24 protein-coding genes are annotated in these 22,152 nt (G+C 61.7%); 19 read left to right on the top strand and 5 right to left on the bottom strand.

Annotated elements, in window-relative coordinates; all coding sequences use genetic code 11:
* Positions 1-9 precede the first annotated feature (9 nt).
* The 3 genes from sseA (at position 10) to FJ970_RS20375 (ending at position 2,120) form a co-directional block, all read left to right on the top strand.
* Positions 10-870, top strand: coding sequence for a 3-mercaptopyruvate sulfurtransferase (gene sseA, locus FJ970_RS20385; protein WP_140758617.1), 861 nt, complete (start codon positions 10-12; stop codon positions 868-870).
* 4 nt (positions 871-874) lie between these two features.
* Entirely contained in the window at positions 875-1,438 is a 564-nt protein-coding gene (locus tag FJ970_RS20380; RefSeq protein ID WP_140758618.1) for a GNAT family N-acetyltransferase, read from the top strand.
* A gap of 214 nt (positions 1,439-1,652) precedes the next feature.
* Positions 1,653-2,120, top strand: coding sequence for a DUF1203 domain-containing protein (locus FJ970_RS20375; RefSeq protein WP_140758619.1), 468 nt, complete (start codon positions 1,653-1,655; stop codon positions 2,118-2,120).
* Positions 2,121-2,349: 229 nt separating this feature from the next.
* Here the strand turns inward: FJ970_RS20375 and FJ970_RS20370 are convergent, their stop codons facing one another.
* Complete coding sequence (locus tag FJ970_RS20370; RefSeq protein ID WP_140758620.1) at positions 2,350-3,582, bottom strand: outer membrane protein; 1,233 nt, start codon at positions 3,580-3,582, stop codon at positions 2,350-2,352.
* Positions 3,583-3,856: 274 nt separating this feature from the next.
* Positions 3,857-4,972 (bottom strand): alanine dehydrogenase, encoded by a 1,116-nt coding sequence (gene ald, locus FJ970_RS20365; protein WP_140758621.1) that lies wholly within the window; start codon positions 4,970-4,972, stop codon positions 3,857-3,859.
* 157 nt (positions 4,973-5,129) lie between these two features.
* Here ald and FJ970_RS20360 point away from each other — a divergent pair, with 157 nt between their 5' ends.
* Complete coding sequence (locus FJ970_RS20360) at positions 5,130-5,603, top strand: Lrp/AsnC family transcriptional regulator (protein ID WP_140758622.1); 474 nt, start codon at positions 5,130-5,132, stop codon at positions 5,601-5,603.
* Between the two features lie 145 nt (positions 5,604-5,748).
* Here FJ970_RS20360 and FJ970_RS20355 read toward each other — a convergent pair whose 3' ends face one another.
* Positions 5,749-6,408 carry a 5-formyltetrahydrofolate cyclo-ligase gene (locus FJ970_RS20355; RefSeq protein WP_140758623.1) on the bottom strand — a complete coding sequence of 220 codons (660 nt, stop codon included), beginning with the start codon at positions 6,406-6,408 and terminating at the stop codon, positions 5,749-5,751.
* A gap of 164 nt (positions 6,409-6,572) precedes the next feature.
* Here FJ970_RS20355 and FJ970_RS20350 point away from each other — a divergent pair, with 164 nt between their 5' ends.
* Both FJ970_RS20350 and FJ970_RS20345 read left to right on the top strand, forming a co-directional pair.
* Positions 6,573-7,835, top strand: a complete 1,263-nt coding sequence (locus tag FJ970_RS20350; RefSeq protein WP_140758624.1) for an NAD(P)/FAD-dependent oxidoreductase — start codon at positions 6,573-6,575, stop codon at positions 7,833-7,835.
* Positions 7,836-7,985: 150 nt separating this feature from the next.
* Positions 7,986-9,965: a bifunctional 2',3'-cyclic-nucleotide 2'-phosphodiesterase/3'-nucleotidase gene (locus tag FJ970_RS20345; RefSeq protein ID WP_140758625.1), complete on the top strand. Its 1,980-nt coding sequence runs from the start codon at positions 7,986-7,988 to the stop codon at positions 9,963-9,965.
* A gap of 139 nt (positions 9,966-10,104) precedes the next feature.
* On the opposite strand, the gene FJ970_RS20340 is transcribed toward FJ970_RS20345, so the two are convergent.
* Complete coding sequence (locus FJ970_RS20340; RefSeq protein WP_140758626.1) at positions 10,105-11,361, bottom strand: SAM-dependent methyltransferase; 1,257 nt, start codon at positions 11,359-11,361, stop codon at positions 10,105-10,107.
* Positions 11,362-11,693: 332 nt separating this feature from the next.
* On the opposite strand from FJ970_RS20340, the gene FJ970_RS33680 reads away from it, so the two are divergent.
* The 6 genes from FJ970_RS33680 (at position 11,694) to FJ970_RS20315 (ending at position 14,903) form a co-directional block, all read left to right on the top strand.
* A complete protein-coding gene (locus tag FJ970_RS33680; RefSeq protein ID WP_263489212.1) occupies positions 11,694-11,828 on the top strand; it encodes a hypothetical protein in 135 nt (44 codons plus the stop codon).
* 135 nt (positions 11,829-11,963) lie between these two features.
* The gene (locus FJ970_RS20335) at positions 11,964-12,254 is read left to right on the top strand and encodes a Dabb family protein (RefSeq protein ID WP_140758627.1); all 291 of its coding nucleotides are present in this window, start codon (positions 11,964-11,966) and stop codon (positions 12,252-12,254) included.
* A 199-nt stretch (positions 12,255-12,453) separates the two neighbouring features.
* Positions 12,454-13,335 (top strand): VOC family protein, encoded by an 882-nt coding sequence (locus FJ970_RS20330; protein ID WP_140758628.1) that lies wholly within the window; start codon positions 12,454-12,456, stop codon positions 13,333-13,335.
* Positions 13,332-14,174: a 3-deoxy-8-phosphooctulonate synthase gene (kdsA, locus tag FJ970_RS20325; RefSeq protein ID WP_140758629.1), complete on the top strand. Its 843-nt coding sequence runs from the start codon at positions 13,332-13,334 to the stop codon at positions 14,172-14,174. Before FJ970_RS20330 ends, kdsA begins: the two co-directional genes overlap by 4 nt.
* 75 nt (positions 14,175-14,249) lie before the next feature.
* A complete protein-coding gene (locus FJ970_RS20320) occupies positions 14,250-14,453 on the top strand; it encodes a dodecin family protein (RefSeq protein WP_140758630.1) in 204 nt (67 codons plus the stop codon).
* An 84-nt stretch (positions 14,454-14,537) separates the two neighbouring features.
* Positions 14,538-14,903, top strand: a complete 366-nt coding sequence (locus FJ970_RS20315) for a PRC-barrel domain-containing protein (protein WP_140758631.1) — start codon at positions 14,538-14,540, stop codon at positions 14,901-14,903.
* Between the two features lie 58 nt (positions 14,904-14,961).
* Here the strand turns inward: FJ970_RS20315 and FJ970_RS33675 are convergent, their stop codons facing one another.
* On the bottom strand, positions 14,962-15,087 hold the full coding sequence (locus FJ970_RS33675; protein WP_140758632.1) for a hypothetical protein: 126 nt from the start codon (positions 15,085-15,087) through the stop codon (positions 14,962-14,964).
* A gap of 200 nt (positions 15,088-15,287) precedes the next feature.
* Here FJ970_RS33675 and eno point away from each other — a divergent pair, with 200 nt between their 5' ends.
* The 7 genes from eno to FJ970_RS20280 all read left to right on the top strand — a co-directional run bounded on the left by eno (position 15,288) and on the right by FJ970_RS20280 (position 22,135).
* Positions 15,288-16,562 carry a phosphopyruvate hydratase gene (eno, locus tag FJ970_RS20310; RefSeq protein ID WP_140758633.1) on the top strand — a complete coding sequence of 425 codons (1,275 nt, stop codon included), beginning with the start codon at positions 15,288-15,290 and terminating at the stop codon, positions 16,560-16,562.
* 153 nt (positions 16,563-16,715) lie between these two features.
* Entirely contained in the window at positions 16,716-17,039 is a 324-nt protein-coding gene (locus FJ970_RS20305) for an FtsB family cell division protein (RefSeq protein WP_140758634.1), read from the top strand.
* Between the two features lie 191 nt (positions 17,040-17,230).
* Positions 17,231-18,268 (top strand): pyruvate dehydrogenase (acetyl-transferring) E1 component subunit alpha, encoded by a 1,038-nt coding sequence (gene pdhA, locus FJ970_RS20300; RefSeq protein ID WP_127869335.1) that lies wholly within the window; start codon positions 17,231-17,233, stop codon positions 18,266-18,268.
* A 15-nt stretch (positions 18,269-18,283) separates the two neighbouring features.
* Positions 18,284-19,681, top strand: a complete 1,398-nt coding sequence (locus tag FJ970_RS20295) for a pyruvate dehydrogenase complex E1 component subunit beta (protein ID WP_140758635.1) — start codon at positions 18,284-18,286, stop codon at positions 19,679-19,681.
* Between the two features lie 18 nt (positions 19,682-19,699).
* Entirely contained in the window at positions 19,700-21,067 is a 1,368-nt protein-coding gene (locus FJ970_RS20290; protein WP_140758636.1) for a pyruvate dehydrogenase complex dihydrolipoamide acetyltransferase, read from the top strand.
* Between the two features lie 14 nt (positions 21,068-21,081).
* Positions 21,082-21,495, top strand: a complete 414-nt coding sequence (locus tag FJ970_RS20285) for a hypothetical protein (protein ID WP_140758637.1) — start codon at positions 21,082-21,084, stop codon at positions 21,493-21,495.
* Positions 21,496-21,499: 4 nt separating this feature from the next.
* Entirely contained in the window at positions 21,500-22,135 is a 636-nt protein-coding gene (locus tag FJ970_RS20280) for an SGNH/GDSL hydrolase family protein (RefSeq protein WP_140758638.1), read from the top strand.
* The last annotated feature ends 17 nt before the right edge of the window (positions 22,136-22,152 follow it).

The following is a 22,152-nucleotide window of genomic DNA, read 5'->3' as shown; positions in this document are numbered from 1 at the left end:
AGAAACAAAATGGCCGAAGACAGTCCTTTCACCGTCGATGCGGACTGGCTGCAGGAGCGCCTGGGTCAGCCGGGCCTGACGATCATAGACGCCTCCTGGTATCTGCCGGCACAAAAACGTGACGCGCGCGCCGAGTATGATGCAGCCCATATTCCAGGCGCCCGTTTCCTGGACCAGGATGCCGTTTCGGATCCAGACGCCGCCTTGCCGCATACGCTCGCGTCGCCGCGGCATTTTGCCCAGTATGTCGGCGCGATGGGCGTTTCGGCCGATGACACCATCGTCGTCTATGATGGCCCGGGTTTCTTCTCCGCACCCCGGGCATGGTGGATGTTCCGCATCATGGGCGTTTTCCAGACCTATATTCTGGACGGCGGCTTCGACGGCTGGAAGGCGTCCGGCCGGCCGGTAACGGCCGAGCCGACCAAGATCGCGCCAAGCGTCTTTCATGCCGATTTCGACGCCGGTCGCGTCATCGGTCTGGCCGACATGCGCCGGGTCGTCGATAGGAAGGCAAGCCAGATTGCCGACGCCCGCGGGCCGGGCCGCTTTACCGGCGCCGAACCCGAGCCCCGTGCCGGCATTCGCTCCGGTCACATGCCAGGCGCACGCAATATCCCCTATTCGGCGCTTTCCGAAAACGGCACGCTGCTGCCGAAGGACCGTTTGCGCAAGGTGATGGAGGACGCCGGTATCGACCTGTCCAAACCCGTCGTTACATCCTGCGGTTCCGGCGTCACCGCCGCGGTGGTCACGCTGGCGCTGGAGACGCTTGGCCATACCGACAACAGGCTTTATGACGGCTCATGGACCGAGTGGGGCGGGCTGTCCGATACGCCGGTCGTGACCGGCCCAGCCGGCAAGGAATGAATTGATGGAAGATGGCGTGTTGCAGGATATTGAAGTCACGGTGACTTTTCTCGAAATGCATGCTCCACCCGCCGCCTCGCCACCAGTGCCCTACAACCGCCAGGTCGCATTGCTGAAGACCAGGGACATACCCTTGCATTTCTACCGCTACCTGATGGACCGGGTGGGGCGCAAATGGCACTGGGTGAATGTTCTGAGGCTGAATGACGATGAGCTGTCGGCCGGAATCCACCGCGAGGATCGCGACATCAGGGTGCTCTACCTCGACGGTTCGCCGGCAGGCTTCTTCGACCTCAAGCCGCATCTGCCGGAGGAAGTCGAACTCGCTTATTTTGGCATGATGGAACACGCCACCGGGCAAGGCATCGGCCGCTGGTTCCTTGGCTCGGCGATCGCGGCAGCATGGTCGTATGGGCCGAAAAGGGTGACGGTGCAGACCTGCACGCTCGACCACCCCGCAGCCCTGCCGCTCTACCAGAAGCTCGGTTTCAAGCCGGTCGCACAGAAGAAGGAAGTCGTGCATCCCTTGCCTTTTGCCGAGCGCTCGGCCAGCGTGATGCGGCCGTAACTCCAGCTGGAATCTGACCGCCGCTTCGACGATTTCGTCAAGGAGTTGTCGAATTGATTAGCCGGCTTAAGTTTGACGATGCTGGTGATCCCTATCGAAGGTCGACGGGGACCGATCCCCAAGTCGGATCGGCTCCCGGATGGTTGGCGGGAATCGGGTGGGAAGCCCTGTCGCGAGCACGTAATTTCCGGTCGACAGCACCGGAGATATTGCCATGACCATCCAGTTCACAGCTCTGCCGACCGAAAATGTAAGGGCCTTGCAGCGCGGCGGCCCCGATGCCTATGGCCGGCCGCCCGAGCGGAAAATCTCTGACGGTGACGGCATGCCTTGCCGGCATTGCCTCAGGAATATCGCCGCCGGCGATGTCTACCTCATCCTCGCCTACCGTCCGTTTCCGAACCCTCAGCCCTATGCCGAAACGGGGCCGATCTTCCTGCATGCCCAGGAATGCGAGCGTGCCGTCGGGGCTAGGCTACCGCCGGAGATTCTCGACAGCCCGGACTATATCGTGCGCGGCTATGGCAGCGATGATCGTATCGTCTACGGCAGCGGCGGCATCATTCCAACCGACGCTATTGTGACGCGGGCAGAAACCTTGTTCGAGCGTGAAGACATTGCCTATGTGCATGTCCGCTCGGCGCGCAACAATTGTTACCAGTGCCGCATAGAGCGCGCATGAGGTCCAGGGATTGGCGGCAGAAAGCTTCTGTCGCACTGCTGTCGCATGGACGCGCTAGAAAGAGATTGTCGATCGATTGGCCGACCGCGGATGAACCGGCGGCAATCTCGATATCGAGGAAGCGGGGCCTTGGCTCCGCTTTTTTGTTGCCTGCGTTCAGCCCAAGTCATCGCCGCAAAGAAAAGCCCGCCGGCATGCCGACGGGCTTCGACTGTTTGCCTGGAGGGGCTTAGTTGAACTTGTACTTCGCGCCGATGCGAACGGTCTGGAACGAGGCCTTGTCGGTCAGCGTGCCATCCGGCGCACCGAATTCGGACGAGAAATCCTTCTTGCCAAACTGCGAGTAACGGTATTCGAGACCGACGGTCATGTTGCTGGTGACTGCGGTTTCCAGGCCGCCACCGATCGTGAAGCCGCTCTTGCCCCAATCGATGATGTCGCCGATCGGATCTGATGCCTTGAGGTCGAAATGCTGGTAGCTGTAGCCGCCGATTACGTAGGCCAAGGTCGACTCGTTGACCTTGGCGCCGACGCGGGCCAAAGCATCGAAGCCGTAGTCGGAATCGAGTTTGACGGAAGTGCCGAAAATGTCGAGTTTCGATCGAATTCCAGAATAGCGACCGTCGATTTGCACGCCGGCGACCCAAGTGCCGAAATCGTAGTCGTAGCCCGCGCTCAACTCGCCAAACACACCTTCGCTGCCAATGCCGTTGACATCGAGAGTGCCGCCACCAAGGTCGACGCCCAAGTCGTGGACCGCCGTGCCGGCTCCGAGCGCGCCACCCGCATAGAAACCGGTCCAGTTGTAGGCCGGGGCAGCAAATGAAGCGCCGCCACCGTTCTGCGCACCGAAGCGATAGTTCGCGGCGATATGGAAGGTGTGGGAGGACGGTTCCCCGTTCAACGAAGCGCCACCCAGATCGATCAGCGACTTGTCGCCAAAGTTCGCGTACCGGTATTCGGTCTTCAGCGTCCAGTTGCCGCGCAGCACGGTTTCCACGCCGACGCCGAGCACGTAGCCGCTGCGGTTTTCTGTAAAGTTCAACCCATCAGCACCGCCCGATCCATCAAGCTTGAAATGCTGCCAGCTGTAGCCGCCGAGCACGTAGCCGAGCGTGCTGGGGTTGAGCAGATAGCCAGCGCGCAGGCCGACGTCGAAACCGTAAGAATTGGTCAGGTCGATGTCGGCGCCTGGGACGCTGATCGACGGGCCGATATTCCCGAAATTGGCATCGATAAAGCCGCCGAGGAGGAAGCGTTCGTTGACCATATAGTCGTAGCCAGCGGTCAGCTCACCGAATACGCCATTCCCACCGACGCCGTTGAGGTCGAACACTGGAGCGACACTGAACTTGTGCACGTTCGCGCCGAACCCGCCACCGATGCCGACATAAGCTCCGCTCCAGTTAAAACCGGATGCTTCCACCGGCTGCACGACGTCGGCCGCATGCGCGGCTGACATAAGTGCCGCCGCCGAAACCGCACCGAGAAGAATAGATTTCGCTGGAACGCGAACAAACATAGCCCGTACCCCTAATTAATAAGCCCAAGATGTTTCTAGCAGGGAGATGGCCAATACAGGTATGACAAAAATGCAACAATGGGGGGCGAAGTGCCGTTACGGCACGTGCTTCAATGGATCTTCTGGGAAGCAGATTTGGCGCATCATCGCCAAAGAAAAAGCCCGCCGGAGCAAACCGGCGGGCAAGAGTATAAGTTGACTTTTTCTGGGTGTATTAGGCCGCTAGCACTGCTTTCGGCTCGACCAGTTCATAGCCGAGCGCTTCGGCGACCGCGCGGTTGGTGATCTTGCCCTTGTGGACGTTGAGACCGTTGCGCAGGTGATGGTCGTCGACCAGGGCCTTCAGGCCCTTGTCGGCGAGCTGCAGGCCGTAATGCAGTGTCGCGTTGTTCAGCGCATGGGCCGAAGTGACCGGCACGGCACCTGGCATGTTGGCGACGCAGTAGTGGATGACGCCGTCGACTTCGTAGGTCGGCTCGGCATGGGTGGTCGCGTGCGAGGTCTCGAAGCATCCGCCCTGGTCGATGGCGACATCGACCAATACCGAGCCCTTCTTCATGCCGGACAGCATTTCGCGGGTGACGAGCTTCGGTGCGGCAGCGCCCGGGATGAGCACGGCGCCGACGACGATGTCGGCCGAGAAACATTCTTCCTCGAGCGCCTCGACGGTCGAGTAACGGGTGTGGACCCGGCCGGCGAAGAGGTCGTCGAGCTGGCGCAGCCGCGGGATCGAGCGGTCGATGATGGTCACGTCGGCGCCAAGGCCGGCGGCCATGCGGGCCGCGTGGAGGCCAACGACGCCACCGCCGAGCACGGTGACCTTGCCTGGCAGCACGCCGGGTACGCCGCCAAGCAGCACGCCGCGGCCGCCATTGGCCTTCTGCAACGCCGTGGCGCCGGCCTGGATCGACAGGCGGCCGGCGACTTCCGACATCGGCGCCAGCAGCGGCAGCCCGCCACGATCGTCGGTCACGGTTTCGTAAGCGATTGCCGTCACGCCCGAAGCGAGCAGGCCCTTGGTCTGCTCCGGATCCGGGGCCAGATGGAGATAGGTGTACAGGATCTGGCCTTCGCGCAGCTGCGCCCATTCATTGGGCTGCGGCTCCTTGACCTTGACGATCATGTCCGACTTGGCGAACACGTCGGCTGCCGTCTTGGCAATGGTGGCGCCGGCGGCGCGATAGGCGTTGTCATCGGCGCCGATGCCGGCGCCTGCGCCGGCTTCGACCAATACTTCATGGCCATGGGCGACATATTCGCGGACCGAGCCCGGCGTGAGGCCGACACGGTATTCGTGATTCTTGATTTCCTTGGGGCATCCGACGCGCATTTTCTTCTCCTGATCCGGGCCCTCTGGGGCTCACTCCCTGTATTGCTTCAGTGAACCATGAATCGGCGCGCAGGTGTTTGCGAATGCGCTTGCAGGAGAGCGCGTCCTTCGATAATCGTTGCGCAAAATACACTGATATTCGCAGGAATCACGAAGAATGCCGCTCGACAGGATTGATATCGCCATTCTGGAGACATTGCAGAAGGATGGCCGGATGCCGAACGCAGCCCTTGCCGAAAAGGTGGGCCTGTCGCAGTCGGCCTGTTCGCGCCGGCTCGACAATCTGGAAAAATCCGGAACCATCCGCGGTTATCACGCCCGGCTTTCCAACGCAGCCCTTGGCCACCAGATGACTGCAATCGTCCACATATCCCTGTCCGGCCAGTTCGAGAAGACGCTGTCGGATTTCGAGGCGGCGATCAAACGCTGTCCGAATGTGCTGTCGTGCCACCTGATGTCGGGCGAGTACGACTATATCCTGAGGGTCGCGGCCAAGGATCTCGTCGACTACGAGCGCATTCACAAGGAATGGCTGTCGGCGATGCCGCATGTAACGAAGATCAATTCGTCCTTCGCCTTGCGCGAAATCGTCGACCGGACGGCCATGGGGCTGAAGCCGGAAATGGCCTAGAGCCCCACCGATACCTCGTTCCTATGGCCATCTGAAGGCGTTTTCTGCGCTTCCGGTGCTCATGGACCCAAATGTCCGCTGCGCTCCGGTTCTCGAAAACACCTCGATATGACTCACATGAACGAGCTTCGAAACGGGCTCCAACTTACGCCGTGGCAGCCTCCGTCACGATCCGGTCCATGGGGATGTCGTGCCACTGCGGATAGATGGTGGCGATGCGCTGCAATTCGTAGCCGACGCCGATGACCAATGGCTTGAACGACATGGCGGCCAGCGTGCGGTCGTAGAAGCCGCCGCCATAGCCCAGCCGATAGCTTGCGGGATCAATGCCGACAATGGGTGAGATGACGATGTCCGGCAGCACCGGATCGCCTTCGGCCGGGATCGGTATGTTCCAGACACCTTTTTCCAGGCGGTCGCCCGGTTTGTAGGTGCGAAAGATCAACGGCTGACCCTTTTCGACGACGATGGGCAACGCGGTGCGACCGCCACGTGCGTTGATCGACGCAATCCATGGCCGCAAATCCGGTTCGCCGCGAAACGGCCAGTAGAGGCTGACCATCCGGCCTGCCATGCCACCGATCACGGCGTCGAGGCCTTCCGCGATGCGTTGCGACATTGCCGTTCGCGCATCGGCGGAAACGGCAAGGCGCGCCGCGATCAGGCGTTCACGCTCGGCCTTGCGCCAGCGTCTGACGTCGGTCCAGTCGCCGAGCGGTGCCTGGAACGCGGGATCGAGTTCATGCATGAAGCAGGGCGGCGAGGCATACTGTGCCGGACCCTGTTCGTCATGATCTTTAGCCATGCTTCACCTCATCTCGTGTTCGATGACGCTATACCTCGCGATACGATACAACATGTGCATTCACGACATGAAACGACGAGTCTCGCGCACTGTCCCGCCATTGTTGCATTGCACAAAAACACCTACATCTAGCCAGGCAATCTTGCCCATCAAGGGTGAATGAAATGAGCGATGCCAGACATCATGTCGTCGTCGTCGGTGCCGGGTTCGGCGGCCTCGAATTCACCCGCGCTCTGGCTGGCGTGCCGGTGCGCATCACCATGATCGACAAGCGCAACCATCATCTGTTTCAGCCGCTGCTCTATCAGGTGGCAACCACGGCGCTGGCAACCTCGGAGGTGGCCTGGCCGATCCGCCATCTCCTGCGCAAGCGCAAGGATGCGACCACGCTGCTGGCCAATGTCACGGGGGTCGACCGGACCGGCAGACGTGTTTTGCTGGAGGATGGCAGCGCCGTCACTTACGACACGCTGGTGCTCGCCACCGGCGCGCGCCATGCCTATTTCGGCCATGACGAATGGGAGCCTTTCGCGCCGGGCTTGAAGACGTTGGAGGACGCCACCACCATCCGGCGCCGCATCCTCCTGGCCTTCGAGCAAGCGGAGCGGGAACCCGACCCCGCCAGGCGCCAAGCGCTGCTGACCATTGCCATCGTCGGCGGCGGGCCGACAGGCGTCGAACTCGCCGGAACCATTGCCGAACTGGCGCATGACACGCTGCGCGGCGAATTCCGCAACATCGATACGCGCCAGACGCGCGTGGTGCTGATCGAGGCCGGCGACCGCATTCTGGCCAATTTCGCGCCGAAGCTCTCCGATTATGCCGGGAAGGCGCTGGAACGGCTTGGTGTTGTGGTCGAACTTGGCCGGGCCGTTACGCGCTGCGATGCCGAAGGGGTGGTTTTTGGCGACACGGTTCTGCCGGCCCGCACGATCCTGTGGGCAGCCGGGGTTGCCGCTTCGCCAGCCGCCGAATGGCTGGGAGCGAAGGCGGACCGGGCCGGCAGGGTATTGGTCGAGCCTGATCTCAGCGTGCCCGGAAGCCCGGAAATTTTTGTCATCGGCGACGCAGCACTTGTGCTGCCCGACGGACGACCGGTGCCCGGCGTGGCGCCTTCCGCCAAGCAGGAGGGACGGCATGTTGCCGCGACCGTCAGGGCCAGGCTTGCCGGCGATACGAGCCCGCGGCCTTTCCACTACAAGCACGCCGGTGATCTGGCGACGATCGGCAAGCGCGCCGCCGCGATCGATTTCGGCTGGATCAAGCTGACCGGCTGGCTCGCCTGGTGGCTGTGGGGCATCGCCCATATCTATTTCCTGATCGGTTTCCGCAACCGGCTTGCGGTTTCGCTGAGCTGGCTATGGATATACGTCACAGGCCAGCGCAGCGCCCGGCTGATCACACAGGGTGACGACGACAAGACCTGACTTTCTTCACCGCGCTTTTCATCCGGCCGTCATCTGTTGCTGATGGATTGGCGTGCCGATGCGTGCGACTTCTTGAGTGGACTTGAGCCGATTTCGGCGCGAAGTTCGCTTCGGGGCAGGGCTTGTCAGGTCGTCGAAGAAGGAGAAACCATGTCGCAACTGCTCCATCCCGTCTCTCGCCGTGGTCTCCTTGCGGGGGCCGCCGTCACAGGGGCGCTAATCATGCTTCATCCCTTCTCCGCCCGTGCGCAGGCCAACCAGGCGCATCTGAGAATCATGGAAACCACCGATATCCATGTGAACGTGCTGCCCTATGATTACTACGCCGACAAAGCCAATGACACGATGGGCCTGTCGCGCACGGCGTCGCTGATCGATGCGGTGCGCAAGGAAGCCGCCAATTCGATGCTGATCGACAATGGCGACCTTTTGCAGGGCAACCCGATGGGCGACTACATCGCCTATGAGAAGGGGCTGAAGGAGGGCGATCTCCATCCGATCATGAAAGGCATGAACCTGCTCGGCTACGAGTGTTCGACACTTGGCAACCACGAGTTCAACTACGGCCTGTCTTTTCTGGACAAGGTGCTGGCCGGCGCCAATTTCCCGTTTGTCTGCGCCAATCTGATCCGGGGCACCGTGCTTGCCGCCAACCCACGCGACGACAAGCTCTACCTCAAGCCCTACATAATCCTGGACAAGAAGATCAAGGACGGGTCAGGCGCGGAGCAGCCGATCAGGATCGGCATCATCGGCTTCGTACCGCCGCAGATCATGGTCTGGGACCTCAAGAATCTCGAAGGCAACGTCAAGACGCGCGACATCGTCGAGGCGGCGAAGGCCTGGGTGCCGCAGATGAAGGAGGAGGGCGCCGATATCGTCATCGCGCTCTCGCATTCCGGCATCGACGTCAAGCAGGGCGACATGATGGAGAACGCCTCGTTCTTCGTCGCCGGTGTCGAAGGCATCGACGCGGTCTTCACCGGCCACCAGCACCTGGTCTTCCCCGGCAAGAAGGATTTCCAGGCGCTCGAGGGCGTTGACGCACAGAAGGGGACGCTGCAGGGCAAGCCCGCCGTCATGGGCGGTTTCTGGGGCTCGCATATGGGCCTGATCGACCTGATGCTGGAACGCGACGGGTCGAAGTGGAAAGTGGTCTCGGCGACGTCGGAGGCACGGCCGATCTTCGAGCGGGTCGACAACAAGAACAAGCCGACTGTCCCGGACGACAAGCGCATCATCGCCGCTCTCGGGCAGGACCACGAGGCGACGCTCGCCTATGTGCGCCGCCCTGTCGGCAAGACCTCGGCTCCACTCTATTCCTATTTCGCGCTGGTGGCCGATGATCCGTCGGTGCAAATCGTCAACCAGGCGCAGAGCTGGTATCTCAAGGATATCCTGAAGAGCACCCAATGGAAGGACCTGCCGACCTTGTCGGCGGCGGCGCCCTTCAAGGCCGGCGGGCGCAGCGGCGCCGACTACTACACCGACGTGCCGGTGGGCGATATCGCAATCAAGAACGTCGCCGACCTCTATCTCTATCCGAACACGGTTCGCGCGGTTGAGATCACGGGTGCGCAGGTGAAGGAATGGCTGGAGATGTCGGCCGGCATCTTCAAGAAGATCGAGGCAGGGAAGGCCGACCAGCCGCTGATCGACACCGAATTCCCATCCTACAATTTCGACGTGATCGACGGCGTCAGCTACAGGATCGACTTGTCGCAGCCGCCGAAATACGACGCCAAGGGCGGGATCGCCAATGCCGGTTCCAATCGCATTGTCGACCTGAAATTCGACGGCAAGCCAATTGATCCAGTCGCGAAATTCGTCGTTGCGACCAACAACTACCGTGCCGGCGGCGGCGGCAATTTTCCCGACATCAATGCCTCGAAGATTATCTACGAGGCGCCGGACACCAACCGCGACGTCATCGTCCGCTACGTCGTCAGCCAAGGCACCATCAACCCCTCGGCGGATGGCAACTGGTCGTTCGCGCCGTTGCCGGGAACCAGTGTCGTCTTCGAAACGGGTGTCAAGGCAAAGGACTTCATTGCCGATGTGAAGTCGCTGAAGATCGAGCCGGCCGGCGAGGGTGAAGCTGGTTTTGCCAGATACCGCATCCTTCTCTGATCCGGTCGTCAAAGCCGGAGGCGGTCAGATTTGGTCGCATCCCCAAGCCCCAGTCGGCCACGTGGCCAATGCTTCACAGGGCGATGTCGAGATCATGCCGATATTGCCGCTGGCAAGGAAGTCGACGTGCGTGCCCAGCCTACGCCTTGTAGACCACCTGGCGCACGTCGATATAGCTGGTGCGGAAACCGGCCTCGCAGTAATGCAGGTAGAATTCCCACAGCTTCTTGAAACGATCGTCGAAGCCGAGCGGCACGATCTTCTCCCACGACTCCCGGAAGCGCTGGCGCCATTCTGCAAGCGTGCGGGCATAGTCCTCGGGGAAAACGTGTTCGCGTAAATGGGCAAGGCCATGCGTGGCGCCAAGCGACTTCAAGATGGACGGCGTTGGCAGCATGCCGCCCGGGAAGACGTAGCGCTGGATGAAATCCGGCCTGGCGCGATAGGTGTCGTAGGCGGCTTCGTTGATGGTGATGATCTGGAGGCCGGCAGTGCCGCCGGGCTTCAGGCAGGTCTTCATCTTGGAGAAGAATACCGGCCAGTATTTCTCGCCGACCGCTTCGAACATCTCGATCGAGGCGATGCGATCGTAGGTGCCGGTTTCGTCGCGGTAATCCTGCAACTTGATGTCGACTTTGTCCGTCAGCCCGGCCCTGGCGATGCGCGCCTTGGCGAAGTCATGCTGCTCGCGGCTGATGGTCAATCCGGTAACCCGGCAGCCGATTTCGCGTGCCGCGAATTCGGCAAAGCCGCCCCAGCCGCAGCCTATCTCCAGCACATGATCCTTTCCGCCGATGCCCGTATCCCTGGCCAGCGCCCGGTACTTGGCGGCCTGGGCGCTCTCGAGATCATCGGCGCCATTGGCATAAAGCGCCGAGGAATAGGTCATGCTCGGGTCGAGCCATTCATTGTAGAAGGCGTTGCCGAGGTCGTAATGCGCCGAAATATTGCGCTTCGACCCTGTGCGTGTGTTCTCGTTGAACCAGTGGCGGATGCGCTGGACCGTATTGATGAGCCAGCTGGCGCCGCCCGCGACGCGTTCGCCAATCGCCGAATTGACCACGAACAGTTCGAGGAAGCTGGTGACGTCAGGGCTTTCCCAATCGCCGTCCATATAGGATTCGGCAACGCCGATCGTGCCACCGGAAAAGGCGCGGCCCGGCAGGCGCCAGTTCTTGAGCACGAGTTCGGCGTCGGGACCCGGCGCCTTGCCGCCGACGAGAACGGCGCGGCCGTCTGGCATTCTGACCTTCAGCGAACCGCGCGGCAGGTTCATGGCCGCCGACAGTACCATGCGCGCCTTGGCCGGCAGTCCCTTGACGATCTCGGCGAAGTTGAATTCATCGAGCCTGACCGCGTCGCCCGGCGCTATGCCGTGATGTTCCCCGTGTCCCATTCCATGCCCCTGGATCTCCGTGGTGTCGGTGCAATTGCCGAGCCACGGTTCTCTTGGATCATCCGCCGGGTTCGAACGCCTTGCCTCGACCGGCAGCTTGCGAATCCGGCGACAGGCGGGCTCGAACAAAGCGCACACCCCTTTTGGCCAGAGCTTCAGCGCTTCCAGTGAATGCCTGCCACAATCATCCACGTCATGAGGGGGAACTTCAAGAGGCATGCCGAGAGCTGAACTGTGCCACGCGGCGCCGGCATCCGACGCCTTGTGTAAGGTTGCAGCCCGAAATCAAAAACCCCTATGGCAGCAGCAGCGCTGGTGCGATAGCTTTAGCCATGCGTTATGTAATTGTCATTGCCGCCATCGCGTTCTTCCTGATCTGGGACGGCCTCTACAATCAGGGCCGGTATCTCGACGTCACGGTCAGGGAGGTTTCCCATGCGGTCCGCTACGTCACCGGCAAGACCTAGACATCCCCTTCAAATTGGGCAGCTGAGGTCCAGCATCGGTCGAGGCGCGTCGCAAGGACGCGTGGCGCCATGACCGGTTGACGCGAAGAGACCGCCGTCACAAAAGACCCCGACATTCAGATCGAGGAGGCGGGATTGATCCGGCATATCGTTTTCTTCAGCGCAGGGCGCAAGGAAGATGTGGAAGCAGTTCGCACGGGTCTGCTGGCGCTTGGCGATATTCCTCATTCCAGCCTCTTCGAGGTCACGTTGAACACCAAGGTCGACCCGCTGTCGGATGAAGTCGATGTCGTTGTCTACGCGGAATTCGCCGATGATGCGGCGCTGGCCGCCTACAAGGCGCACCCGCTCTATGCGCAGACCACCAGCAAGGTCAAACCAATGCGCGAACTGCGCTATTCCGCCGATGTCGTGGCCGGAAGCTGATCCAGCGCTTGCTCCAGAAGGTGCCGTTCGCGGCGCCCATGAAGTAGCCGGGCAGCACGTGAAGGCCGCCGGGAAGGTTATTGGCCTTCCGCCAGGCCCTCAATTCGGTTAGCGCGACGCCAAAGGCAAAGTCCACGCGATGCCGCCGCCGGCGATCAAGTCTTGAACCGATCTTCCGAATGATGCACATCGCGCTTCCATGACCTCATCAGGCATTCATCCGCTCGATCATCTGGTTCTGCCGACGCAGAGCCTCGATGCGGCGCGCGCCCGGCTCAACGCACTTGGCTTCGTCGTTGCGCCGGCAGGCATCCATCCGTTCGGTACGGAAAATTGCTGTGTCTTCTTCGCCGACGGCACCTATCTGGAGCCGCTCGCGATCGGTGATCGGCAAGCGGCGGCGAGGGCCTGCGCCGAGGGCAATGTCTTTGTCGCGCGCGACTGCCTTTATCGCGAAAGTCGTGGCGATGAGGGATTTTCCGCAGTGGTTCTTGGCACGGACAATGCCGATGGCGACCATGAACGCTATGTCGAAGCCGGCCTGTCGGCGGGAGACACGCTGAGCTTCTCGCGAGCCTTCACCGACACGGCGGGGAAAAGCGATACGGCGTCGTTCAAACTCGCCTTTGCTGCGGCTCATGGCCAAACGGACGCATTCCTTTTTGCCTGCCAGCGCATCAATGCCTCGAAAGTGGACCGCGCAGCATTGCAGGCTCACCCCAATGGCGTCGACGGAATTGTCGAGGTGATTGCAATCAGCGGCGCTCCCGCCGAGCAGCATCGGCTGATTTCAGTGGCGGTCAACGACCCGTCCGCCGATGCGCAAGGCGGCGCTTTTCATCTGCCGAATGCGGTCTTGACCGTGCTGGACGCCGCTTCTTTCACGGCGCGCTTTGGAATACCGGCCGGGGCGCCATCGGAATTGCGCTTCGCGGCCGTGATATTTTCGATCCGTGACATTGGCGCCGCCGCAAGCCTGCTTGCGGCCAACGCCATCCAGCACGATATGTCGGGCAATGACATCATCGTGCGGCCGGCATCCGGGCAGGGCGCGGCTTTCATCTTTCGGGAGATACAATGAACAACCCCCTGGCGCCCAATTCGTCGGTAACCGTCGGCAATGTCGTCTTCGACAATGCGGCACCCCTGGCGCTGATCGCCGGTCCATGCCAGTTCGAATCGCGCCAGCACGCCTTCGACATGGCCGGTGCGCTGAAGGAACTGACCGGCAGGCTCGGCATCGGCCTCGTTTACAAGACGAGCTACGACAAGGCCAACCGTACCTCGCTTTCGGCGACGCGGGGCGCCGGCATGGACGCCGCACTTCCCGTCTTCGACGAGTTGCGCAAGGAATTCTCGCTTCCCGTGCTGACCGATGTTCACACCGAGGAACAGTGCGCGATCGTTGCGCCGCATGTCGATGTGCTGCAGATACCGGCCTTCCTGTCGCGCCAGACAGATATGCTGGTCGCCGCCGCAAGGACGGGCAAGGTCATCAATGTCAAGAAGGGGCAGTTCCTTGCCCCCTGGGACATGAAGAACGTGGTCGCCAAGATCACCGGTTCGGGCAACGCCAATGTGCTGACCACCGAGCGCGGCGCTTCTTTCGGCTACAACACGCTGGTGTCGGATATGCGCGCTCTGCCTGTCATGGCCGAGATCGGCGCCCCGGTGATCTTCGACGCCACCCATTCGGTGCAGCAGCCGGGCGGCCAGGGCGGGTCGTCTGGCGGCGAGCGCCGCTTTGTCGAGACGCTGGCCCGCGCGGCCGTTGCCGTTGGGGTTGCCGGCGTCTTTATCGAGACCCACCAGGACCCAGACAATTCGACCTCGTCCGACGGCCCGAATATGCTGCCGCTGAAAGACATGCCGGCACTTCTGGAAAGGCTGATGGCCTTCGACAGGATTGCAAAGGGCTGAAAAGCCAACGTCTTGTAGCAAACAAACCCCAGTTGTACGCTTGTCCGGCAAATAAGCATTTGGCAGGAGGAAGCCATGTCCGTAGCCCGCGTCACCGAAATCACCTCGTCGTCCAGCAAGAGCTTTCAGGACGCCATCGAGCAGGGAATTGCGCGCGCCTCGAAGACCCTGAAGAACGTCGAGGGCGCTTGGATTCAGGACCAGAAGATCGTTGTCGAGGACGGCAAGATCGCGGCCTATCGCGTCAACATGAAGGTGACTTTCATCCTCGCGGAGTGATCAGGCAGCCGCCAAAAAAGTCGGGAACTTTCGCCGACGCCCCTCATTGTCAGGCAGAGTTCAACGACAACGAGGAGTATGATTATGACAACCCAGACAGGCCACACCGAAGCCATTGCCGCTTCGCGGGTGATCGGCACCAGCGTCTACAACACCCAAGGCGACAGCATCGGCAGCATCGAGGACGTCATGCTCGACAAGACGTCGAACGGCATCATGTTCGCTGTGATCGGGTTTGGCGGCTTTCTCGGCATCAGCGAAAAGTACCATGCCATTCCATGGGCGAGCCTCGACTACGACGAGGATAGGGGTGGCTATGTCGTGCCCTTCACCAAGGAACAGCTGAAGGCAGCGCCTGCCCATTCGATCAACGAACTGGCCGGCGCGGATGGCGAGAGCGCGCGCGACGAATCCTATCAGTATTACAAAGTCAGGCCCTATTGGCATTGACGCCACAATTGAAAAAGGGGGTCGTTTCGACGGCCCCCCTTTTCGATTCAACGCAACGCTACTCGCTAGTGTGCAAGGCCGGCAAAGGCGCGATGGCCTTTGGCGGTGACTGCTGATTGTCGCACGACGTCAGGAACGCCGCGGCGATCAGGAACAGACTGACGATACCGCTCAACTCAGACATGGCGAAACTCCTCCTGTTTCGCCCCGCGCGACAACATCTATAACCCGGAATGCGCGTCTGGTGGCATGACTTATGATGACGGAAACTTGCGCTTCGTGAATCGAGCGAACGGCAATATTCGGCCAGCGCCCGATTGCCTTTTGCGTCGCTTTGGCTAAGACGGGCGCGACCCTTTCTCCAGATCAATCGAGGACATCGCAATGACCGCCATCATCGATATTGTCGGGCGTGAAATCCTGGACAGCCGTGGAAACCCGACCGTCGAGGTCGATGTCGTTCTCGAAGACGGTTCGATGGGCCGCGCCGCGGTGCCGTCGGGTGCCTCGACCGGCGCCCACGAAGCCGTCGAGCTTCGCGACGGCGGCGCCCGCTATCTTGGCAAGGGCGTGCTCAAGGCCGTCGAAGCTGTCAACGGCGAACTGTTCGAGGCGATCGGCGGCATGGAGGCCGAAAACCAGATCCATATCGATCAGACCATGATCGAGCTTGACGGCACGCCCAACAAGAGCCGGCTCGGCGCCAACGCCATCCTGGGCGTTTCGCTGGCGGTGGCGAAGGCCGCGGCCGATGCCGCCGGCCTGCCGCTCTATCGCTATGTCGGCGGCACCAAGGCGCATATTCTGCCCGTGCCGATGATGAACATCATCAATGGCGGCGCGCATGCCGACAATCCGATCGACTTCCAGGAATTCATGATCCTGCCGGTCGGCGCGCCGACGCTGCGCGAAGGCGTGCGCTGGGGTTCGGAAATCTTCCACACGCTACGCAAGAAGCTGAAGGGGGCCGGCCACAACACCAATGTCGGCGACGAGGGTGGCTTCGCGCCGAACCTGAAGAGCGCGCCGGTGGCGCTCGACTTCATCATGGAATCGATCGAGAAGGCCGGATTCAAGCCGGGCGAAGAGATCGCGCTCGGCCTCGATTGCGCCGCGACCGAGTTCTTCAAGGACGGCAACTATGTCTACGAGGGCGAGAAGAAGACGCGTGACCCCAAGGCGCAGGCCAAGTACCTCGCCAAGCTCGCCGCCGACTACCCGATCATCTCGATCGAGGACGGCCTTGCCGAGGATGACTGGGAAGGCTGGAAATATCTGACCGACCTGATCGGCAAGAAGACGCAGCTTGTCGGCGACGATCTCTTCGTCACCAACACGGCGCGCCTGCGCGACGGCATCCGCATGGGCGTTGCCAATTCGATCCTGGTCAAGGTCAACCAGATCGGCTCGCTGACCGAGACGCTCGACGCGGTCGAGACCGCACACAAGGCTGCCTACACCGCCGTCATGTCGCACCGTTCGGGCGAGACCGAGGATTCGACCATCGCCGATCTCGCCGTCGCCACCAATTGCGGACAGATCAAGACCGGCTCGCTGTCGCGGTCGGACCGCATGGCCAAATATAACCAGTTGATCCGCATCGAAGAAGAACTCGGCAAGCAGGCGCGTTACGCCGGCAGATCGGTGATCAAGAGCTGATCCGGCCCGCACATCGTCGATACAGAGAGGCGGGACATCCCGCCCTTTTTCATTGTGCGCCCGGCATGGGGCGGCCCCCGTAACCGTCCGTTAAGCACAATCAGGTGAAAAAGGCTTCGAGCCGTTTGAGTTCGCGGCCACGGGGAATCGGTCATGTGGACGCGTCAGCACAAGCAGAGAAACACCGGGCGCCTGATCATTCCCTCGCTGTGCGTGGTGTTCCTGGCCTATTTCGGCTTCCACGCCTATCACGGCGAATTCGGCATCAATTCGAAATACAAGCTGGAGGCCGAGACGGCCGCGCTGCAGGGTCAGCTCGATGCGATCAAGGCGCGCAGGATGGAGCTTGAGCGGCGCGTCAAGCTCATGCACGATGGCACGCTGGAGAAGGACATGCTCGACGAGCAGGCGCGTAAGGCGCTCAATCTGTCCCAGGCCGATGAGATCACCATCATGCTGCCGGCTCCGACAAAATAACCGATATCAGGTTAATCACCAATATTTTCAATGATTTTAATTGCTTAGGTGCATGCCAGCTATGCAATTTCGACATGGCGGAACGCCTTTCTACGTGTTAGCCTCCCATAAATCGAAGGGGAGGGCGATCTCCCCGGAGCAGGTTCATCTTGCTCCAGTGTCCGCAAAGAGACGCCAACAGGGAGTGATGCATGGCCACCGCAGCCAGAAAAGCGCCTGCCAAATCGAAATCCGACGGCAAATCCGGTCTGTCGGCACCCAAGCCTGCTGACTTCACCAAGGACGAAGAGCTTGCCGCCTACCGGCACATGCTGCTCATCCGCCGCTTCGAGGAAAAGGCCGGCCAGCTCTACGGCATGGGCTTCATCGGTGGCTTCTGCCACCTCTATATCGGCCAGGAAGCCGTCGTCACCGGCATGAAGATGGCGCTGATCGACGGCGACCAGATGATCACGGCCTATCGCGACCACGGTCACATGCTGGCGATGGAGTTGTCGCCGCGTGGCGTGATGGCCGAGTTGACCGGACGCCGCGGCGGCTTGTCGAGGGGCAAGGGCGGCTCCATGCACATGTTCTCCAAGGAGAAGCATTTTTATGGCGGTCACGGCATTGTCGGTGCGCAGGTGTCGCTCGGCACGGGTCTGGCCTTCGCCAACCGCTACCGCGACAACAACAATGTCTCGCTGACCTATTTCGGCGACGGCGCCGCCAACCAGGGCCAGGTCTATGAAAGCTTCAACATGGCCTCGCTGTGGAAGCTGCCGGTGATCTACATCATCGAGAACAACCGCTACGCCATGGGCACCTCGGTTTCGCGCTCTTCAGCGGAGACAGACTTCTCGCATCGCGGCGCTTCCTTCAAGATTCCCGGCATTCAGGTCGACGGCATGGACGTACGCGCGGTCAAGGCCGCCGGCGATCTCGCGACCGAATGGTGCCGCGCCGGCAATGGCCCGCTGATCCTCGAAATGCAGACCTACCGTTATCGCGGCCACTCGATGTCCGATCCCGCAAAATACCGGTCGAAGGAAGAAGTGCAGAAGATGCGCTCCGAGCACGACCCGATCGAGCAGGTCAAGGCGCGGCTGATCGAGAAGAAGTGGGCGACCGAGGACGAGCTCAAGACCATCGACAAGGAGGTTCGCGACATCGTCGCCGATGCCGCCGAATTTGCCCAGAACGATGCAGAGCCGGATCCGTCCGAGCTCTGGACCGATATCGTATTGTAAGGGGAGGGCCAGGACATGCCGATCGAAATTCTCATGCCCGCTCTCTCGCCGACCATGGAAGAGGGCAATCTTTCCAAGTGGTTGAAGAACGAGGGCGACAAGGTCGTCGCCGGTGACGTCCTCGCCGAGATCGAAACCGACAAGGCGACGATGGAGGTCGAAGCCGTCGACGAAGGTACGCTGGGCAAGATCGTGGTTCCCGCCGGCACCGAAGGCGTCAAGGTCAACGCGGTGATCGCCGTTCTGCTGCAGGACGGCGAGAGCGCCGCCGATGTCGCCAAGTCCGCGGCTCCTGCCAAGGCGGAAGCGCCGGCAAAGGCGGAAGCGCCGGCCCAGGACAAGGCGGAGGTGGCAAAGCCAGCCGCCGCACCCGTCGCGGCTGCCCCGAAAACGGAAATTGCCGCCGATCCGGACATTCCGGCCGGTACCGAGATGGTCTCGACCACCGTGCGTGAAGCGCTGCGCGATGCCATGGCCGAGGAAATGCGCCGCGACGGCGATGTCTTCGTCATGGGTGAGGAAGTCGCCGAATACCAGGGCGCCTACAAGATCACGCAAGGCCTGCTGCAGGAATTCGGACCGCGTCGCGTCGTCGACACGCCGATCACCGAACATGGTTTTGCCGGCGTTGGCGTCGGTGCGGCGATGGCCGGCCTGAAGCCGATCGTCGAGTTCATGACCTTCAACTTCGCCATGCAGGCGATCGACCAGATCATCAACTCCGCCGCCAAGACGCTCTATATGTCGGGCGGCCAGATGGGCGCGCCGATTGTGTTCCGTGGGCCGAACGGCGCCGCGGCCCGCGTCGCCGCCCAGCACTCGCAGTGCTATGCCGCCTGGTACAGCCACATTCCGGGCCTGAAGGTCGTGATGCCGTATACGGCCGCCGACGCCAAGGGTTTGCTCAAGGCGGCGATCCGCGATCCGAACCCGATCATCTTCCTCGAGAACGAGATCCTCTACGGCCAGTCCTTCGACGTGCCGAAGCTGGACGACTTCGTGCTGCCGATCGGCAAGGCGCGCATCCACAAGGCAGGCAAGGACGTCACCATCGTCTCCTTCGGCATCGGCATGACCTATGCCGTCAAGGCTGAAGCCGAGCTGCGCGGCATGGGTATCGAGGCCGAGATCATCGATCTCAGGACCATCCGTCCGCTCGATCTCGACACCGTCATCACCTCGGTCAAGAAGACCAACCGGCTGGTCGTGGTCGAAGAAGGCTACCCGCAGAATTCGGTCGGCGACCATATCGCCAACCAGGTCTCGCAGCGCGCTTTCGATTTCCTCGACGCACCGGTCATCACCATTGCCGGCAAGGACGTGCCGATGCCCTATGCGGCCAACCTCGAAAAGCTGGCATTGCCGAACGTCGGCGAGGTCATCGAGGCCGTCAAAGCCGTCGCATATCGCTGAACCGGGCGGGAGGACAAAATGCCAATCAACATCACCATGCCGGCGCTATCGCCCACGATGGAAGAAGGCAATCTGTCAAAATGGCTGGTCAAGGAAGGCGACAAGGTTTCGCCGGGCGATGTGATCGCCGAGATCGAGACCGACAAGGCGACGATGGAGGTCGAGGCCGTCGATGAGGGTACGGTTGCCAAGCTGGTCGTGCCGGCCGGAACCGAAGGGGTCAAGGTCAACGCGCTGATCGCCGTGCTTGCCGCCGAAGGCGAGGATGCGGGCGCCGCCGCCAAGAGCGGTGGCGATGCCGCGCCGGCGAAAGCCGAGGCACCGAAGGCTGAAGCTGCCAAGGCTGAAGCGCCGCAGCCCGAGGCGCCAAAGACCGAGACATCGAAGCCCGAGCCCGCCTCGGCAGCTCCGGCCGCCAACGGTCATGCGGCTGGCGACCGCACCTTTGCATCGCCGCTCGCGCGCCGCATCGCCAAGGAGGCGGGGGTCGATGTGTCGGCCGTGACCGGCACCGGCCCGCATGGCCGGGTGGTGAAAGCAGACGTCGATGCCGCTATCGCCGGCAGTGGTATCAAGGCAGCGCCCGCCGCCAAGGCTCCGGCTGGCGCACCAGCCGCCGCGCCGGCAGTAAAGCCGATGTCGGACGACCAGGTGCTGAAGCTGTTCGAGCAGGGCTCTTATGACCTCGTCCCGCATGACGCCATGCGCAAGACCATCGCGCGGCGCCTGGTCGAAGCCAAAACCACCATCCCGCATTTCTACCTGACGCTTGACTGCGAACTCGATGCGCTGCTTTCGCTGCGCACGCAACTCAATGCCGCCGCGCCGGTGAAGAAGACCGACAAGGGTGAGGCCCCTGCCTACAAGCTGTCGGTCAACGACATGGTGATCAAGGCGATGGCGATGGCGCTGAAGGCGGTGCCGGATGCCAATGCCTCCTGGACCGAGAGCGCCATGGTCAAGCACAAGCATGCCGATGTCGGCGTTGCCGTGTCGATCCCCGGCGGCCTGATCACGCCGATCATCCGGCATGCCGACGAAAAGACGCTGTCCGTCATCTCCAACGAGATGAAGGATCTGGCGAGCCGCGCCCGCAGCCGCAAGCTGAAGCCGGAAGAATATCAGGGCGGCACCACGGCCGTCTCCAATCTCGGCATGTTCGGCATCAAGGACTTCGCCGCGGTGATCAACCCGCCGCATGCGACGATCCTGGCAGTCGGCGCCGGCGAGGAGCGGGCGGTGGTCAAGAATGGCGAGATCAAGATTGCCACCGTGATGTCGGTGACGCTGTCGACCGATCATCGCGCCGTCGACGGTGCGCTGGGGGCCGAACTGCTGGTCGCCTTCAAGAAGCTGATCGAGAACCCGATGGGCATGCTGGTGTAGGAAAGGAAAAGGCTGTGCGGATATTCTTCACCAGCCTTTTTGCCTTTCTCATTTCCGGGTTGGCCGGCGGGCTGATCGCGCAATGGTTGGCCGTCGCCACCGGCGCCGAGGAAGAATACATCATCGTCTTCATGTTCTCGGTGCTGGTGACTTTTGTCGTCACCTTCGTCTTCTTCGTCGCGCAATTGACGAACGATCCGGTCGCGGCCGTGGCGACGGCGGGAAAGTGGACGCTGATTGTATTTGTGGCGCTGCTTCTCCTCTTGGTCGCGCTGATCCTCTACAGCGACAGCAGCGCCGCGGTGGTCAGGAGAGACATGCCGGTGGTTGCCGGTCTTGGTCTGCCGGGCCTGGTGACGATCATCATCCATTGGTTGTTCGTGCGCTGGCGCGTGAAGCGCGGTGTGGCCGACACAAAAGCAGGTTGAACGGATGAAAACGGTTCTTTGTTACGGCGACTCCTTGACATGGGGCTACAATGCCGAAGGCGGGCGTCATGCGCTCGAGGATCGCTGGCCAAGCGTGCTGCAAGCTGGCCTTGGCGAACGCGTTCAGGTTATCGCCGACGGCCTCAACGGCCGCACCACCGCCTTCGACGATCATCTGGCCGGGGCCGACCGCAACGGTGCACGGCTGCTGCCGACGGTGCTGACGACGCATGCGCCGATCGACCTGATCGTCATCATGCTCGGCGCCAACGACATGAAGCCGTGGATCCATGGCAACCCGGTTGCGGCCAAGCAAGGTATCCAGCGGCTGATCGACATCGTGCGTGGCCACGATTATCCGTTCGACTGGCCGGCGCCGCGGATTCTGATCGTTTCGCCGCCTCTTGTCAGTCGCACCGAAAATGCCGACTTCAAGGAGATGTTCGCCGGCGGGGATGACGCCTCGAAGCAGCTTGCACCGCAATACGCAGCACTCGCCGACGAAGTCGGTTGCGGCTTCTTCGACGCTGGCACGGTGGCGCAAACAACACCTCTCGACGGTGTCCACCTCGACGCCGAAAACACGCGAAACATCGGCAAGGCGCTGACGTCGGTCGTGCGCGTCTTGCTGGAATTGTGATTGAAGGAGAAAAACCC

It is taken from the genome of Mesorhizobium sp. B2-1-8 (assembly GCF_006442545.2).
Taxonomy (GTDB): domain Bacteria; phylum Pseudomonadota; class Alphaproteobacteria; order Rhizobiales; family Rhizobiaceae; genus Mesorhizobium.
Note: the sequence above shows the minus strand (reverse complement) of the source record. Positions and strands in the feature narration are given on the sequence as shown.